Annotated in this window: 18 protein-coding genes and 1 riboswitch; of the genes, 12 read left to right on the forward strand and 6 right to left on the reverse strand. The window is 63.6% G+C overall.

The window, feature by feature from the left end; translation table 11 throughout:
• Positions 1-6: 6 nt before the first annotated feature.
• The 3 genes from JOF47_RS02765 to JOF47_RS02775 are packed head-to-tail and all read left to right on the forward strand — an operon-like array spanning position 7 to position 1,845.
• On the forward strand, positions 7-864 hold the full coding sequence (locus JOF47_RS02765) for a carbohydrate ABC transporter permease (RefSeq protein WP_209995807.1): 858 nt from the start codon (positions 7-9) through the stop codon (positions 862-864).
• Positions 865-870: 6 nt separating this feature from the next.
• Positions 871-1,014: a hypothetical protein gene (locus JOF47_RS02770; protein ID WP_209995808.1), complete on the forward strand. Its 144-nt coding sequence runs from the start codon at positions 871-873 to the stop codon at positions 1,012-1,014.
• 27 nt (positions 1,015-1,041) lie between these two features.
• Positions 1,042-1,845, forward strand: a complete 804-nt coding sequence (locus tag JOF47_RS02775) for a DeoR/GlpR family DNA-binding transcription regulator (RefSeq protein ID WP_209995809.1) — start codon at positions 1,042-1,044, stop codon at positions 1,843-1,845.
• Here JOF47_RS02775 and JOF47_RS02780 read toward each other — a convergent pair.
• On the reverse strand, positions 1,842-2,687 hold the full coding sequence (locus JOF47_RS02780; protein ID WP_209995810.1) for a phosphotransferase family protein: 846 nt from the start codon (positions 2,685-2,687) through the stop codon (positions 1,842-1,844). The genes JOF47_RS02775 and JOF47_RS02780 overlap by 4 nt on opposite strands.
• Before the next feature lie 108 nt (positions 2,688-2,795).
• Here JOF47_RS02780 and JOF47_RS02785 point away from each other — a divergent pair, with 108 nt between their 5' ends.
• A complete protein-coding gene (locus tag JOF47_RS02785) occupies positions 2,796-3,569 on the forward strand; it encodes a CPBP family intramembrane glutamic endopeptidase (protein WP_210001348.1) in 774 nt (257 codons plus the stop codon).
• A 151-nt stretch (positions 3,570-3,720) separates the two neighbouring features.
• A complete protein-coding gene (locus tag JOF47_RS02790; RefSeq protein ID WP_209995812.1) occupies positions 3,721-3,999 on the forward strand; it encodes a hypothetical protein in 279 nt (92 codons plus the stop codon).
• 481 nt (positions 4,000-4,480) lie between these two features.
• Here the strand turns inward: JOF47_RS02790 and JOF47_RS02795 are convergent, their stop codons facing one another.
• Complete coding sequence (locus JOF47_RS02795; RefSeq protein ID WP_209995814.1) at positions 4,481-5,389, reverse strand: IS982 family transposase; 909 nt, start codon at positions 5,387-5,389, stop codon at positions 4,481-4,483.
• An 81-nt stretch (positions 5,390-5,470) separates the two neighbouring features.
• Positions 5,471-6,115, reverse strand: coding sequence for a VOC family protein (locus tag JOF47_RS02800; RefSeq protein ID WP_209995816.1), 645 nt, complete (start codon positions 6,113-6,115; stop codon positions 5,471-5,473).
• Between the two features lie 169 nt (positions 6,116-6,284).
• Positions 6,285-6,400, forward strand: a riboswitch (SAM riboswitch).
• Positions 6,401-6,475: 75 nt separating this feature from the next.
• Between JOF47_RS02800 and JOF47_RS02805 the strand changes: the two genes are divergently transcribed.
• Both JOF47_RS02805 and metX read left to right on the forward strand, forming a co-directional pair.
• Positions 6,476-7,822 (forward strand): bifunctional o-acetylhomoserine/o-acetylserine sulfhydrylase, encoded by a 1,347-nt coding sequence (locus tag JOF47_RS02805; protein WP_209995819.1) that lies wholly within the window; start codon positions 6,476-6,478, stop codon positions 7,820-7,822.
• Between the two features lie 2 nt (positions 7,823-7,824).
• The gene (metX, locus tag JOF47_RS02810; protein ID WP_342592847.1) at positions 7,825-8,967 is read left to right on the forward strand and encodes a homoserine O-acetyltransferase MetX; all 1,143 of its coding nucleotides are present in this window, start codon (positions 7,825-7,827) and stop codon (positions 8,965-8,967) included.
• 99 nt (positions 8,968-9,066) lie between these two features.
• Here metX and JOF47_RS02815 read toward each other — a convergent pair whose 3' ends face one another.
• Both JOF47_RS02815 and JOF47_RS02820 read right to left on the reverse strand, forming a co-directional pair.
• Positions 9,067-9,486, reverse strand: a complete 420-nt coding sequence (locus tag JOF47_RS02815) for an SHOCT domain-containing protein (RefSeq protein ID WP_245356228.1) — start codon at positions 9,484-9,486, stop codon at positions 9,067-9,069.
• 151 nt (positions 9,487-9,637) lie between these two features.
• Entirely contained in the window at positions 9,638-10,489 is an 852-nt protein-coding gene (locus tag JOF47_RS02820; RefSeq protein ID WP_210001352.1) for an SGNH/GDSL hydrolase family protein, read from the reverse strand.
• 99 nt (positions 10,490-10,588) lie between these two features.
• On the opposite strand from JOF47_RS02820, the gene JOF47_RS02825 reads away from it, so the two are divergent.
• Positions 10,589-11,245, forward strand: a complete 657-nt coding sequence (locus JOF47_RS02825) for an alpha/beta hydrolase (protein WP_342592691.1) — start codon at positions 10,589-10,591, stop codon at positions 11,243-11,245.
• Between the two features lie 258 nt (positions 11,246-11,503).
• Here JOF47_RS02825 and JOF47_RS02830 read toward each other — a convergent pair whose 3' ends face one another.
• A complete protein-coding gene (locus tag JOF47_RS02830) occupies positions 11,504-11,731 on the reverse strand; it encodes an RNA-binding S4 domain-containing protein (protein ID WP_209995825.1) in 228 nt (75 codons plus the stop codon).
• A 144-nt stretch (positions 11,732-11,875) separates the two neighbouring features.
• On the opposite strand from JOF47_RS02830, the gene JOF47_RS02835 reads away from it, so the two are divergent.
• From JOF47_RS02835 to JOF47_RS02850, 4 genes are all read left to right on the forward strand, one after another.
• Positions 11,876-12,856 carry a DMT family transporter gene (locus tag JOF47_RS02835; protein ID WP_209995827.1) on the forward strand — a complete coding sequence of 327 codons (981 nt, stop codon included), beginning with the start codon at positions 11,876-11,878 and terminating at the stop codon, positions 12,854-12,856.
• Entirely contained in the window at positions 12,850-13,851 is a 1,002-nt protein-coding gene (locus JOF47_RS02840; protein ID WP_377738804.1) for a DMT family transporter, read from the forward strand. The genes JOF47_RS02835 and JOF47_RS02840 overlap by 7 nt, the downstream gene beginning before the upstream one ends.
• Positions 13,852-14,036: 185 nt before the next feature.
• Positions 14,037-15,422 carry a glycine--tRNA ligase gene (locus JOF47_RS02845; RefSeq protein ID WP_209995831.1) on the forward strand — a complete coding sequence of 462 codons (1,386 nt, stop codon included), beginning with the start codon at positions 14,037-14,039 and terminating at the stop codon, positions 15,420-15,422.
• A gap of 4 nt (positions 15,423-15,426) precedes the next feature.
• The gene (locus tag JOF47_RS02850) at positions 15,427-16,344 is read left to right on the forward strand and encodes a GNAT family N-acetyltransferase (protein ID WP_209995834.1); all 918 of its coding nucleotides are present in this window, start codon (positions 15,427-15,429) and stop codon (positions 16,342-16,344) included.
• Positions 16,345-16,421 lie beyond the last annotated feature (77 nt).

Here is a 16,421-nt window from a genome sequence, read left to right on the forward strand (position 1 = left end):
AAAGCCATGTCGATCCTGACTACCGAAGACCGCGCCTCCCGCAAGACCGTCATCTGGCGCATGATCGCCGGGCTGGCCGTTGCCGCGATTTTCATGATTCCGTATGCGGTCATGTTCGTCGGTTCGCTGAAGACCCGCGCCGAGATCCTCGCCGTCCCGCCCAGCTACTTCCCGCGCGAGGGCGCCCAATGGTCAAACTACATGACCATGTGGGACACCCCCGAGACGCCGGTGGCCTACAACCTCATTTCCACGATCGTGATTTCGCTGTGCGCCACCGTGCTGGTGCTGCTTGTGGCCACCCCCGCCGCTTACTACACCGCCCGCTTCAAGTTCCCCGGCAAGTTGGCGTTCATGTTCCTGGTGATCGTCACCCAGATGCTGCAGCCCGCGGTGCTGACCGCCGGTTTGTTCAAGCAGATGCTGGCCATGGACCTGTACGACACGTGGCTGGCGATGATCCTGATCAACGCCGCCTTCAACCTGGCCTTCGCTGTCTGGATCATGCATTCGTTCTTCGCCTCGGTGCCCAAGGAAATCGACGAGGCAGCCCAGATCGACGGCGCCGGCAAGCTGCGGGTGCTGTTCAAGATCAACCTGCCGCTGGTGTGGCCAGGCATCGTGACGGCCGTGATCTTCACGTTCGTGGCCTGCTGGAATGAGTTCGCCGCCTCGCTTGTCATTCTCTCCACCGCGGAGAACCAGCCGCTGTCCGTGGCGCTGACCAAGTTCGTTGGCCAGTACTCCACGGCCTGGCAGTACGTCTTCGGCGTCTCCATCGTCGCGATCATCCCGGTGATTGCGCTGTTCATGCTCATTGAGAAGCGACTAATCGGCGGTTTGACCGCCGGAGCGGTAAAGTAAAATCCCATGTCCACCTCTGCCTTGCCAGAATTCACGGTGACCTCCCCGGAGGGTGCCGCGGCAACCGCCACCGCAGGGGTCGCCGGTCCGGGCACCGCAAGGCCGTTGCGCTCCACGCCGGATGCCCGCATTGACTCCAACCACGGCTAAGCGCCGGACGACGGGAAGGTATCCACGATGAAACGCGAAGAACGACAGGGCACGATTCTGGAGCTCCTCTCCGAATTCGGACAGATCGAGGTCGACGAAATCGTGCGGCGCCTGGAGGTCTCGCCCGCCACCGCGCGGCGGGACCTCGACTCGCTGGCCGCGGCCTCCCTGCTCTCGCGCACCCACGGCGGGGCCGTCAGCAACTCCGTGGCCTACGACCTTCCGGTGCGCTACCAAAAGGAAGGTGCGGCGGTCCAGAAGCACGCGATCGCGGTCCTCGCCGCGGGCCTGGTGAAGCAGGACATGGTCGTCGGCCTCTCCGGCGGAACCACCTCCAGCGCCATCGCCACCCAGCTGGGAATGCGGCGCGACCTGGTCAACGACTCCGGCCGGACCACGTTCACGGTTGTCACCAACGCCGTGAACATCGCCTCGTCGCTGGCGGTGCGGACACACGTCAAGGTCATGGTGACCGGGGGAGTGCTGAACCCCCGGTCCTACGAACTGGTCGGCCCCTTTGCCGAACAGGCGCTGGAAAAGGTCACCCTGGACATCGCCTTCGTGGGCATCAACGGCCTCGAGGCCCACATCGGCCCCACCGTGTCCGACGAGTTCGAGGCCTCGATCAACGACCTCATGATCCGCCGGGCCCGGCGCAGCTACCTGGTGTGCGATTCCTCCAAGATCGGCCACAGCGCCTTCGCGGCGCTGACCCGTGCCACGTTCAACGCGCTGATCACCGACGAGGGCATCACCGCCGAACAAAAGCACGAGCTCGAATCGGCGGGCATCCCGGTGATCATCGCCCCCGCGGCGTTGCCCGGGCGCTAGGACCGCGCCGCGGCCGCGGCGCGCCGGATGCGGCCGGCAACCCTGGCAACCATCGCCTCGAGCTGTGCAGGGTCGTTGGCCAGGCCGACGTTGTAGATGCTTTCCAGGCTCATGGCGCCGAGCCATACGCGTGCCCGCCAGGCTTCCTGCGCGGTGGGCGCCATCAGGTCCAGCATCGACTCGCCATGCCAGAGACCCAGGTAGGCGCTGTTGAGCGCCGGGTCCCAGGCCGCAGCCAGGTCCCAATCCAGCACGCCAACGAGCCTGCCGTCGAGCCAGTGCACATTGTGTCCGGCCAGGTCGCCGTGGACAAGCGCCGGCGGGATCGAGGCGAAGCCGGCGATGGTTGCCAGCACCAGTTCTGCATCCGCGACCAGTTCCGTGGGCAGCGCCCGCAGCGTTGCGGCGGTTTTCACGGCCGTCCATGGGCCGTTGAACGCAAAGGGCCGTGCCAACAGGCCGGCCAGCGGAGCCACGTCGATGCCCGCAAGTTCCTCCACCAGCCTCCGCAGCGCCGCGGCATCGCCCCGGTGCGGGGCGTGTGCGCTGCCGGGGACATAGCGCTGGACCACCGCGGAGCAGTCGTTTCCGTGCCACACGGGGGTGAGCGCCGTCGGCAGCTCGAATCCGAGCCTGGGTGCCAATGCCTCGACGAGGTCCACCCTCCGCTGCATCTCCAGCGCGGCGGCACGCGTGCGGCTTATCCGCAGCACCGCCTCGTTTTCGGCGACGAGCACCACATGGAATTGGCCGCCCACGTTGACGTGGCCGGATTCCCACGCGGGACCCGGATGGAGAGATTGGGCGAGGGCGATTTCACGGGGCAGCGGTACTCGGATCACGGTACTATCCTTGCAGGTCAACGTAGGGGTGTTGATGCGGCGCGGCACAGTAGGATCGGGAACATGAATCAAAGGTCAGTGGAGCAAAACCAACCCATCGAACCCGCGATGCCACCGGCCGGCAACCCGGACGGCACCACGCGCAAGGCGCTGAAGATCGAGCTGCTGATAGTGCTAGGTCTTTCCCTGGGGCAATCGGGCGTGTACTCGATCGTGAACCTCATCGACAAGATGACCCGCGCACCCCTGGGTTCGCAGACGACGACGCTGAACAATTCCCTGAACAAGCGCGAGTACTTCGACCTCACCTACCAACTCCTGGACATCTTCTTTGCCCTGGTGCCGGTCATGCTGGTGTTCTACCTGCTGTGGCGCTTGCCCGGAGGCAACCCCTTTGCAAGGTTGGGTTTTGACCTCACGAAGCCGTTCAAGGACCTTGGCTGGGGTGCCGGCCTGTTCCTGGCCATGGGCCTCGGAACGCTCGGCGTGTATGCGGTCGGCCGCGCGCTGGGGCTGACCACGATCATCGTCCCTGCCGCATTGGACGACTATTGGTGGACTCTTCCCGTCCTGGTCCTTTCGGCGATCCGCCACGGGATCCTGGAAGAGGTCATCGTCGTGGGGTACCTCTTCGAGCGGTTGGGGCGCCTTGGCTGGGGCAAGTGGCAGATCATTTTCACCAGCGCGGTGCTGCGCGGCAGCTACCACCTCTACCAGGGGTTCGGGCCGTTTATCGGCAACGTCGCCATGGGCGTCGTCTTCGGCTACGTGTATTCCCGGCGGGGCCGGGTCATGCCGCTGGTCATCGCGCATGCATTCCTGGATATCGCCGGTTTCGTCGGTTATGCACTCTTGGGTTCGGCCATTGGTGTTGGATCGTAAATAACTGTTTGATCAGACTGTTTGAGTGGCTTGCGGAAAATGAGGTCTTTGTTAGGCTGAGCGCAAAGCCACCTCCTTCCTGCCCTTGTCCACATATGCCGGACGGTGGCGGAAGGAAGCCGACCGGCAGGAGCCAAACGTGCCCACCGCAATGAGTTCTCAAAGAATGTTCGGGGTGGGGCTGATCCTGGGAATCATCGGGCTGGTATTCAACATCGTGGTGTCCCCGCTGATGAACTGGGCCTTCAATGTCATTGGCTACCCACTGCCGCTCGGGATGATCGGAGATGCCGTGTACGTACTTCAACAAGGCTCGTTCTACGGGGGCTTGTTCCTGCTGGCGGGATCCTTCGTGGTGAAATCGGCCGAGGAAGCCGTGGCGGGAATCCGCAGGGAACAGCGACCGCATCCGGTCTCGGAACAGGAATGACGATGCGGTCGGCCGATTCGTATACCGAAAACTTCAGTGGAGTTCAGGCCTCCTGTCGCGACGACGGGGGAAATAGGGAAAGTGCGATGCCAATCAACATGAACTCAAGGGTCCTGTTCCGGCTGGGCTTGAGCATGGTCCTGGTCGGTGCGGTCTTTGCTCTAACCGGAACCTCGGGGGGTTCTTCACCTCCAGGACATCGGGCCCGCTTACCCCGGAGTGTTCAGGTACGTCGCCGAAGCCCTTCAAGAGGTCCTGTATATCGGAGGGCTGTTCATGGTCATCGCATCGATGATGGTGCGGCACCTTGAAGTATTGAAAGACGAAGTGCGGCAATCCGTTGAACCTGAGGCCTCCGCTTGAGATAGCAACGAGATACCAAAAACCGCGGGGTTGTGGTGAATCCGGAAGGTCCGGTTCGCCACAACCCCGCGGTTGTTGGTTTGAATGGGTGATTGCCTAGATGATTGATTCCAAGGGATCAGTGGTCGTACGCGGTCAACGAGCGCAGCGGATGCCTGCCGGTGTTTTGGTTGTTCCAGATCACCACGGTCAGGGCAAGGATCCGCTGCAGGACCCGCACGGTGACCCCGGCAATGGTTCTCCCGCCTTGTGATTCGAGGTCCAGCTGGCCCTTGAGTGTGTCGTTGATTGACTCGATGACCTGTCTCAATGGCTTCAGGAATTCCTTGCCCGGTCGTCGCCGCTCGCCCTGCCGGGTGGGCCGCACCAGGACGATGCCGGCCTCGGCCAGGTCCTGTTCAAAGATCCTGCCGTAGTAGTTCTTGTCCGCCAGGATCACTTGCCCGGCCCCGATCCCGGCGGGCATGGAGTCCAGGATCCCCAGCAGGGTTTCGCGTTCGTCGGCCTTCGCGCCGGTCAACGCGAAACCCACCGGCAGCCCGGACAGCGTGCACAACAGGTGCAGGCGCAGGCCCCAGAACCAGCGTGAATGCGAGGCGCAGTACCCGTATTCGGCGAACCCCGCCAGCTCGGAGCGGTGCGCCGTCTCGCGGGAGCGCCCGCATTCGACGGGGGTGGAGTCGGCCACCCAGATGCCATCGGCCCACAGGCCGGTGTCCCGGCCCAGGTAGGCAATCACGGCTTGGAGGGTTTCTCCCAAGTGCCGCAGGCGCTTGTTGTAGCCGGATTGCTCGGGCAGGTGTGGGAACCATTCGCAGAGGTCAGCCCTCGCATGGCGAAGCCAGCGGCGTTCCGAGGTGAAGCCCAGCAAGGCCTGGAGCACGGACACGGTGACCAGTTCCGCGTCGGTGATCCTCGGCTGCAAACCGACCGCCGGACGCCACGGAAGCAACTGCGGATTGGCCTTCAAAAAGTCGTCCGTCGAGGCGTACAGTGCTGTTGCAAGGGTGTCCAGGTCGTTGTCCATCGGAACCGTCCAAGGTCGATACGGGTAGTAATTCGAGTCTGGACACCCTTGCCTGCGCTGTCACCCCTTGGAATCAATCATCTAGAGCGTGATGGAACCCTTGGGGGTTTCGAAGGTCACCGAAAGGATTCCCGGCGTCCCGTTGGGTGCCTGCCAGTCGACCTTGACTTCGCCGACGGGCAACTGCTCGGGCTGTCCGAGCCAGTCTGCGACGCGTTCGCTCGATCCGGCGATGCTGATCGACGAAATCTTGCCGACGGGCGTCAGGGCCTTCGACGGGTGCAGGTTTTCTGTCCCGTCATCCCAACGCAGCATGTAGGGGACCTGCGGATCGGCGATCAAACCGTTGATGCCGATCTGGCGCCAGGTCAGTTCCTGTCCATCGGGGAACTTCCGGTTTCCCGGCACCGAGCCACGGCCCAGGCGTGCCTCGACCGGTGCCAGGTCATCAACCGCAACGCACCAGCCCATCCAGCCGCCACCAAGTTCGGAACGGGCGCGAACGGCCTGGCCGAACGGTGCCTTGTCCGATGACGGGTGGTTCAGTACCTCGACAACTTCGAGGTACTGGTCATTCAGCAACGGGAAGATGACATTGCGGGTGCCAAATCGTGGGTGTATACCGCCCTTTACAGATTCGAGTCCAAGGGCCGCGCCGATCCGAGCGGCAGTTGCCGCGAGGCCGTCGGGTCCACAAGCGTAAGTTACATGGTCCAACCTCATCATGCCCCCATCATGGCACGATGTGATCTAGCTCTCGACTTAGGATTGCCTAACTTGAGTTTGGCTGGTGGTTTCATGGTCGAGATCGGGGCGCCGCTCCGCTTTTTCGGCATTGTCATATTTTGAGATGATCTTGCGCGCCCGCAATTCCGTGCGCCAGACTGATTTACAAGGTCATGAGTTCCAGCAACAAGCCCCGGCTTGCTGGACGGCAACCCTCCACCGCGGTGGGGTGCCCCGGGTGAAGACCAGGCCCTGCGTCACAAGGATGCAGGACAAGCGCGGGCATGCCCCCTACGTAACATACGACGCCACAGGTGTCTGTTACGGGCATACCCCTTGATTCCTTTGAAGGGGAGAACGATGTCAAACGACTGGTCATTCGAAACTCGTCAGATCCACGTGGGCCAGGAGCCCGACGCCACCACCGGCGCGCGGGCCCTGCCGATCTACCAAACCACTGCCTTTGTGTTCCCGACCGCGGAAAGCGCGGCCGCACGCTTCGCGCTCCAGGAACTGGAACCGATCTACACGCGCATCGGTAACCCCACCCAAGACGCAGTGGAGCAGCGCATCGCCAGCCTCGAGGGAGGCGTCGGTGCACTGCTGCTGGCCTCGGGCCAGGCCGCCACGACCTTCGCGGTCCTCAACCTCGCCGAGGCCGGGGACCACATCGTGGCAAGCCCCAGCCTGTATGGCGGAACGCAGAACCTGTTCAAGCACACGCTGCGCAAGCTGGGCATCGAGGTCACTTTTGTTGCCGATCCCGACGACCTCGAGGGTTGGCGCGCCGCGATCAAGCCGAACACCAAGGCACTCTTCGGCGAGGTCGTATCCAACCCCCGCCAGGACGTCCTGGACATCGAATCGATCTCGGCCATCGCCCACGAGGCCGGCGTCCCGCTGATCGTCGACAACACACTTGCCACCCCGTACCTGGTGCGTCCCATCGAATGGGGTGCGGACATCGTGATCCACTCGGCCACCAAGTACCTCGGCGGCCACGGCACGGCCATCGCCGGCGTCATCGTGGACTCGGGCAACTTCGACTTCGCCGCCGACCCGGAAAAGTTCCCGGGCTTCAACACCCCGGACGAGTCCTACAACGGCCTGGTCTTCGGCCGCGACCTGGGTGTCGACGGCATCCTCGGCGCCAACCTTGCCTACATCCTCAAGGCCCGCGTCCAGCTGCTGCGCGACCTGGGCTCGGCCGTTTCCCCGTTCAATGCGTTCCTGATCGCCCAGGGCCTGGAAACGCTGTCGCTGCGCATCGAACGCCACGTCTCCAACGCCGTGGAGGTCGCCAACTGGCTTGAGGCGCAGCCGCAGGTCGAGTCGGTCAACTACGCCGGCATCGAGTCGAGCCCGTGGTTCGAGCGCGGCCGCAAGTACGGCCCGAAGGGCATCGGGGCGATTGTTGCTTTCGAAATCTCCGGCGGCCTCGAGGCCGGCCAAGGTTTCGTTGACGCGCTGAAGCTGCACTCCCACGTGGCAAACCTTGGCGACGTCCGCTCGCTGGTGGTCCACCCGGCCTCCACCACCCACGCGCAGCTCACCGAGGCCGAGCGGGTCGCGGCCGGTGTTTCCCCGGGGCTGGTGCGCCTGAGCGTGGGCATTGAAAACGTTGCCGACATCATTGCCGACCTCCGGGCCGGCTTTGAGGCAGTCGCCTCGCTGGCCGAGGTTGAACTGCAGGGTGTAACTCGTTGAGCGTGGAGACTGACGTGGTGCTTTACGACGCCGAAACCGCCCAGACGTTGGACTATGCCCCGGACGGGATCCTTCGGCACCTCCGCACGGGTGAATACACCTTTGAAACCGGCGGCGTGCTTCCGGACGTGGTGCTGGGCTTTGAAACCTGGGGGACGCTCAACGAAGACGCGTCCAACGCGGTTTATATCGCCCACGCGCTGACCGGGGACTCGCACGTTGCACGCGGCCTCTCAACGGAGCCCGGCTGGTGGGACGGCTTTGTGGGCCCGGGAAAGACCGTGGACACCGACCGCTACTTTGTGGTCTCGGCAAACATGGTCGGCGGCTGCTCGGGATCCACCGGACCGGCCAGCCTGGACCCGGACGGCAAGCCGTGGGGCTCGCGTTTCCCCTTCACCACCATCAAGGACTCCGTGCGCCTCGAGGCGCGCCTGGCCGATGCCCTGGGCATCAAGGTCTGGCACACGGTGCTCGGCGGTTCCATGGGCGGGGCCCGGGTGCTGGAATGGGCCGTGGAGTTCCCGGAGCGCGTGAAGAACTGCGTCGTGGTTGCGGCTACCGCGGAATCCTCGGCGGAACAGATTGCGTTTGCCCAGGCACAGAGTGCGGCCATCCGCCTTGACCCGGACTTTGCCGGCGGCGACTACTACGCCAACGACAATCTCCCCTCGGCGGGGCTCGGCCTGGCCCGCAGGATCGCTCACATCACCTACCGTGCCGAACCCGAGCTCGAGGTGCGCTTCGGCCGCGCCGCACAGGAAGGTGAGGCGCCGGTTGGCTCCGCGAACCTGAACCGCGGGCGCTACCAGGTGGAAAGCTACCTGGACCACCAAGCCGGCAAGCTGGTGGGCCGCTTCGACGCCAACAGCTACCTGGTGCTGACCGAGGCCTTGATGAGCCACGACGTGGGTCGGGGGCATGGTTCCGTCCAGACGGCACTGGCACGACTCAGTTCGGTGAATTTCTTCGTTTCAGCGGTTGATTCCGATCGCCTGTACTGGCCCGAACAATCGGAACGCCTGGCGAAGGCCCTGCCGAACCCGGTGGAGGTCCGCTACATCACCTCGCCGATCGGGCACGACGGGTTCCTGACCGATATCGAGCAGCTCGGCGATGCACTTGCGGAACAGATTTTCTCCTAGGGATCTGACTCGCAGAAGGCCTTTGAGGGCCTAAAGACATATGGCCCGGGTTGAAGATCCATTCTTCAACCCGGGCCATGCGTCTTTGTTGGTCCAAAACTAGTCGCCCAGAGCCTTGAGCCGGGCCTGCGTGTGCTCATCACGCGTGATGAGACCGCGAGCCAAAAGACCGTCCAGTTCAATCAATTTCTGTTCAACAGTCTTCTTAGGTGCCAGCATCTCCGAGTTGGCAGCACGGACCGCCAATTCGGTTTGCAGTGTGAACGGATCCAGCCCAGCGTTCTTGCCGGCCTTGTAATTTCGGACCCAAATGAAAGCCGTGAATATGAAGCCCACGAGGACGAGCAACGCGACGATTCCGAAGATGACGTCGAATGATTCAAAAATGAAACCCAACCCGCCGGGATAGCCGGCCAGTTCTGGGTCCACGTATCCAAAGTCGACAGCGTCCTCGATCCCCATTTGTTCCAGGACTTCCGGCGGAATGTCGTCGGTGGTTGTCGTGCCTGCAAAAATCATCGTTGCCGTCCTGTCGCGGTGTCCACCGCAGTATCCTCGGCCATCGCGCTGGCCCGTAGGTGCTAGTCAAGCATCGATCGGTCGTGAAACTGACGATTTTCGCCAACCGTTTTTCATTTGTGACGAATGGATCGGTTTCTCGGCGAGATGTTTAGTCCATCAAACCGGTTCCAAGCGATGAACCGGGCGTGTGGTCGCTGAACGGAACGGCCAAGGGGCGCTTGGGCGTGATGCCGTCGCCCGAAGATTGATGGCGGATCCGACGCAGCACCCAGGGGGCCAAGTGGGTGCGGGCCCAAATCAGGTCTTCTCGGCGGGCCTCGCGCCAGTTCTTGGTTTCGGCCTCACCGGGTCGGGCTTGCTGGAGGTCATGCGAAACGTTCAGCGCGTCAAGGGCCATGGCCGCGATCGTGTGGTGTCCGAGGGGCGAGAAATGCAGGCGGTCCTCGGACCACATGTGCGGCTGGTGTAATTCGCGCAGGGACCACATGTCTGCCACGACTGCGTCGTATCGGGCGGCGATCGTGCGAACGTTTTCGTTGTAGATCGCTACCTTGCCTCGGATGCCGGCCAATACCGGGGTGTCGCGGATGTCCGGGCCGGTGAAAAGCAGGATGGTTGAGCCGGAGGTCGCAAGAATCCGCATGAGTGCATCGAGTTTGTCGGCGATGGCGTCCGGATCCCCGCCGGGGCGAATGACGTCGTTGCCGCCGGCGCACAGGCTGATTAAGTCCGGCTTGAGCTCAAGTGCCGGGCCCGCCTGCTCGTCGAAAACCTGGGCAATGAGACGGCCGCGGATTGCGAGGTTCGCGTAGGCGAAGTCCTCGACCCCGCGGCTGAGTTGTTCGGCCACTCGATCTGCCCACCCGCGGTAGCCACCGGGGCTGCTTGGATCAACATCGCCGATTCCTTCGGTGAAGGAATCGCCCAGGGCCACGTAGCGCCGCCATGGGTGGATCAGCGTGCTGTCGGTCGCGGAATCTTCTTTGAGGGGATTGGCCATGTTGTTCACAGAGGCATTCTTACCAAAGAATACGTAAGTTACCTAAGCGTAGGTTAAATGGCGACACCAACGGAGCGCGGATTCTGGTTGACTGGATGGGTGAGTGAAAATACCTGGAACCCCACTGTCCTCTGGTCGCGCCCCGAAGCCGAGCGGGCCGGCACGCCATTGCTGGTGCTCTTGCACGGATACCTGTCCAACGAAGAAGACCTCATGGGATTGGCCCCTATGCTTCCCGACGAATTCACCGTTGTTTCGGTGCGGGCCCCGAAGGCCCTTGGCCCGGGCTTCACCTGGTTCCCGCTCATGCAGGACCTTGACTATTCGTTTGATGCGGTCAAGGAGTCGGTCGCGGATTTGTGGGCCTGGCTCGAGCCGATCGCCAAACAGCACTCTTCCGTAAGCCTGCTGGGGTTCTCCATGGGCATGGCGGTGGCCACGTCGCTGCTGCGCCACCAGCCGCAGGCGATCTCCACCGTCATTGGACTCTCGGGCTTCGCTGTACCGGGGGACGAGTCCGGATTCTTCAAGGACGATGAACTTGCGGCCGTCAAGACCCCGATGTTCTGGGGTCGCGACCAGGCTGATCCCGTCATCACGACGGACAAGGTCGAGTACACCCACGCCTGGGCCACCGAAAACGTGCATGTCACCAAGGTGCTGTACGCAAACATGTTGCACTCGGTCAATGCTCAGGAAATGGCGCACGTGCACGAATTCCTGACTCACGTGGTGTTGAAGGGTGCCACCGTCTAACCCTCTTGTGCCGTTTGCTTGAAGCAAGAACGAACCTCCCGCTTGATACAAGCGGGAGGTTTTTTGCGCCTCCCCGGCAGCGCCAACGGCACTCGCGAAAACCCGGTGGCAGGTGCTGGAGGTGCCCTGCTGGCGGAAGCATCGGCGCTGAAGGGGGAGGCGAGATCCGCCGGTTTGAACCTTGACGAGCTTCAAAGACTTGTGGCGGCCGCCTGGAAATCCTAGCGGCCGCCACAAGGCGTGTTCAGAATGGGGAAACTAAGCGGTTTCGATCTGGACCGATTCGCCGTTCACCGTGACGGTGTCACCGTTGCGGATCTGGGCACCGCGGCGGGTCTCGATCTCGCCGTTGACCTTCACCAGTCCGTCTTCGATCATCTGCTTGGCGTGCAAGCCGTCCTCGGCCAGGGACGCCAGCTTGAGCAGCTGTCCCAGCCGGATTGATTCGTCGCGGATCTGAATGTGGAATACCTCGGAATTTGCCATGCATCAATCATCGCGCATCATCCGGACGCGATGTGCATGAAGTGATGATGACGCTGAAGTTTGTGGCGTAGCCGACAGAATGTCGAGCCCCGCGAAGGGTGGGAGTACGTTTCTCTAGGTAGGCATCCCGTTCCAAGGAGAAGTGTGGCACGTCCAGAACCCAGCGCAGTCGCAGGTGCATTGGTGCTCGCCGGCTCGGCGGGCATGCTGATGCCGCTTCAGGCGCTGATCACCTCCAGCGCTGCGGCGCCCCTCGGAGGATTCCTGCCGGCAGCGATCCTCAGCGCATCGACCGCGCTGGCCTGCATGCTAGTCGCGAGTGTCTCGATCCCGGCCGCCCGCCGGGGCTGGAGGCAAGTCGGCACGGTGTGGCGCGAACGCAGCGTTCCCCGCTACTTCGTTCTGGCGGGCTTGATCGGCGCCTACTACATCGTCGCGCAGGCGATGAGCGTGGGCAGCATCGGGCTGGCCCTCTTTGCCGTGGCTGTTGTCGGGGCAAGGACGCTGTCGAGCATCCTCATCGACGTGATCGGGTTCAGCCCCGCGGGTCGCCAACCCATCACCAGACAGCGGCTGGCCGGCGCCTGCCTCTTGGTTGTCGGGGCCTCGGTGGCCGCGTGGGGGACAGGTGCGCGGGCAGCCGAAGACCCGATGGCGCCGGTAGCGCTGGTGGTGGCGATCGTCGCCGGGTTGCTGGTCAGTTTCCAGCAGTCGATGAACGGGAGGGCCGGGCAGGCCTACGGGTCGACGGCGACGGCAACAACCATCAACTATGTGGCCTCCGTCGGCGGGCTGCTCCTGGCGATGGCCGTCGTTGCCCTGCTGGGCGTCGAATCCTTCGGCTTTGCCGAAGCGCCGCAATGGTGGATGTATTTCGCCGGTCCACTCGGCATCCTTTTTGTCGTCACGGGCGTCAGCCTGGTTCCCAAGCTTGGATCACTGGTGCTGGGCATTGGGTTGGTGACCGGGCAACTCGTGGGTTCGCTGTTGATGGACCTGCTGCTTGAACCGGAACGGGTCGGCACCAGTGAAATCGTTGGAACCCTGCTGACCCTCGTGGCCGTATTCATCACTTCATGGCGCCCCAACGGGCGACCGCAATGGAAAGCAAGCAAGTTATCGTGAGTAAATCCCAACCCCATTCCGGCCCCAAGAACCCGGGTCGCTTCGGGCTTGTCTACCTCTTGGCAGCAGTTCTGGCCGGCTTGGTCATGCCCATTCAAAGCCGAGTCAACGGAGCCTTGGGCATACACCTGGGTGACCCCGTTGCTGCGTCTTTGGTCAGCTTCACCACCGGGTTGCTTTTGTTGATCGTGATTTCGCTCGTGGTGCCCGGCGCGCGCGCGGGTGCCAAAATGATCCCCGTGGCGCTGCGCGAACGCCGGTTCCCGCGCTGGTACCTGGCAGCCGGCGGAGTTGGTGCCCTCGTGGTTTTTTCGCAGACCTTGACGGTGCCGCTGGTTGGCGTCGCGCTGTTCACGGTATCGATCGTGACCGGGCAGACCATGGGTTCCATGTTTGTTGACCTCATCGGATTCGGCCCCGGCGGGCGCAGGAAAATCAACGCGCTGCGGGCCATTGCTGCGGCTTTCACGATCGTGGGCGTGGTGTGGGCAGTGAGCCCCCGGTTGGAAACCTCCGGCTCGGTGACGGCCCTGCTGCTGCCGCTTCTGATTCCGCTGGTGGTCGGGTTCCTCATGGGATTCCAGGCCGCAATGAATGGCGTGCAATCGCAGGTCTACGGGACACCCGTGGCAGCAACGCTGGTGAATTTCACCGTGGGTGCGTTCCTGCTGGGAATCGCCCTGCTCATCCGGTTGCCGTTCGCCGGGGCTCCCGACTCGCTGCCCACGCAGTGGTGGTACTACCTGGGCGGCCCGCTGGGCTGCGTGTTCATTGGTCTTTCGGCCTACCTGGTCAAGCACCTGGGCGTCTTGCTCACCGGGTTGGGCATGATCGGCGGGCAACTCGTCGGTTCGTTGCTCATTGACCTGGTTCTTCCCGCTCCCGGCGCCTTGGTCAATGCCGCGACCATTGGCGGCACGCTGCTGACCCTGGCCGCCGTCGGATTGGCTTCGCTGGCCGGAAGCAAGAGTCCGAAACCCCGGGCCACGCGCTGACATCAATTTCTCGCCCCGCAAGGCGAAATCCCGAAGGCATGCAAGGCGCCCGGCCAGTGCCCAACGTCATGATTTGGCCCCGGCGGAAACACTCTGGCGCGGGGACGTATTCACGTTAGGCTTAGTGAGTATGTTTTTCGCCCTACGGACCGCAACCAGCGGCCTCGTGAATCATTGGAGTTGTTATGGCGCCTCAGTCCAAGCTCGATCAAGTCATCTCCCTCGCCAAGCGGCGCGGCTTCGTTTTCCAGGCCGGTGAGATCTACGGTGGCTCCCGTTCGGCATGGGACTACGGACCCCTGGGTACCGAGCTGAAGGAAAACATCAAGCGCGAATGGTGGCAGACCTTCGTGCGCGGGCGCGAGGACATGGTGGGCCTCGATTCCTCCATCATCCTGCCCAAGGCCGTCTGGGAAGCCTCGGGCCACGTCGCGACGTTCACCGACCCGCTGGTCGAGTGCACCTCCTGCCACAAGCGCCACCGCGAGGACCACCTCATTGAGGCCTTCGTCGCCAAGAAGAAGCGCCAGCCCGTCGACGGCATGAGCGAAATCGCTTGCCCCGACTGCGGCACCAAGGGCCAGTTCACCGAACCGCAGCTCTTCTCCGGTCTGGTCAAGACGTTCCTCGGCCCGGTCGATTCCGCCGCTGGCATGCACTTCATGCGCCCGGAAACCGCGCAGGGCATCTTCGTGAACTTCAACAACGTGCTCACCGCCTCGCGCAAGAAGCCGCCGTTCGGCATCGGCCAGATCGGCAAGGCCTTCCGCAACGAGATCACCCCGGGCAACTTCATCTTCCGCACCCGCGAGTTCGAGCAGATGGAAATTGAGTTCTTCACCGCACCCGAGGACGCCCCGGCGTTCTTCGACAAGTGGGTCGAGGACTGCTGGGCATGGTTCCTGGACCTGGGCATCAGCGAAGAGAACCTGCGCCGCTTCGACGTTCCGGAGGACGAGCGTGCGCACTACTCGGCCGGCACCATCGACTTCGAGTACCGCTTCGGCTTCCAGGGCTCCGAGTGGGGCGAGCTCATGGGCGTCGCCAACCGCACCGACTACGACCTGACCAGCCACTCCAAGGGCTCGGGCACGGAACTGTCCTACTTCAACCAGGCCACGGGCGAACGCTTCACCCCGTACGTGATCGAGCCGTCCTTCGGCCTGACCCGTTCGATGATGGCCTTCCTGGTTGACGCCTACGTCGAGGACGAGGCCCCGAACGCCAAGGGCGGGGTAGACAAGCGCACCGTGCTGAAGCTCGATCCGCGCCTGGCCCCGGTCAAGGCCGCGGTGCTGCCGCTCTCGCGCAACGAGGACCTGTCCCCGAAGGCCAAGGCCCTTGCCGCCGAGCTGCGCAAGAGCTGGAACATCGACTTCGACGACGCCGGAGCCATCGGCCGCCGCTACCGCCGACAGGATGAGATCGGCACCCCGTTCTGCATCACCGTCGACTTCGACACCCTCGAGGACCAGGCCGTGACCATCCGCGAGCGCGACACCATGACGCAGGAACGCGTGGCACTGGACCAGGTGCGCAGCTACCTGGCCGAGCGCCTCAACGGAGCCTAGTCACATGGCCGAGCTTGAATTCCGGCCCTGGCGGGACGGGGACGATTTGGCGTTGCTGGAAATCTTCGGCGACCCGGCGTCCCCGCACGCGCACCAGGACCGCACCATGTTCCGTGCCGACTCGGACGCGCCGTTCGGGCGTTGCCTGGTGGCCATGGACCAGGGCATCGCTGTTGCCGCGGGCGTCGTCTTTGCCTCGACGCTGCACCCGCAGCGCCTGTGGCTGTATGTGGAAGTCGCCCGCGAACACCGCCGCACCGGGGTCGGCACCGAGCTGGTTCAGCGCCTGCGCGCGCTGATCCCGGCCGGGCAGACCACGGAGCTGAAGTCCCGCTACACGCGGACCGCCGGGACCGACGCCGCCGCGGCGGCGGGGTTCTGCGAGTCCCTGGGCATGAGTCAGATCCAGGTGGCGCGCGATGTCATCATCGAACCCGGGGGCCTGGCGCTCCCGGTCTTCGACGACGACGGGCTGACCCTGGAGGACATCGCCACCGGTTCGGTGGAGCTGACCAAGCTGGTCGTCGAGTTCTACAACGCGACCCACCAGTGGGACGAGGCGGAGATGACGCTTGGCGGCGCCCAGAAGATGCTGCTCGACGATGCCACCGGCGCGCAGGGCGCCATCGTGCTGCGCGACAAGCCCAAGGCGCAGGGCGGGAAGATCCTGTCCTTCGCCATCAGCTACACCCCGGCGCGCGTGGATGCGCCCGCCGACGTGTTGCTGGGCTGGAACCCGGAGCTCAGCGAGGAGGAATCGGCCGAGCCGATCCGCGGCATGCTGGCCATGCTGGTGCACCAGTACCCGGTGAAGCTGGAGGTCGACGAATCGATGGTCGTGCTTTCCTCGCTGGTCGACGTGCTGATCGGGGCGGACCACGCCACTGTCATTTCGACCACGACGATCGTGGCCACCGCGTAGCCAGAGTGCAACGACGCCGTTGTTGTTTGCGGGAGCCGGTCCCCAACATGGGGAAGGGGCCCTTGCACCCGGGAACT

Source organism: Paeniglutamicibacter kerguelensis (assembly GCF_017876535.1).
Taxonomy (GTDB): Bacteria; Actinomycetota; Actinomycetes; order Actinomycetales; family Micrococcaceae; genus Paeniglutamicibacter; species Paeniglutamicibacter kerguelensis.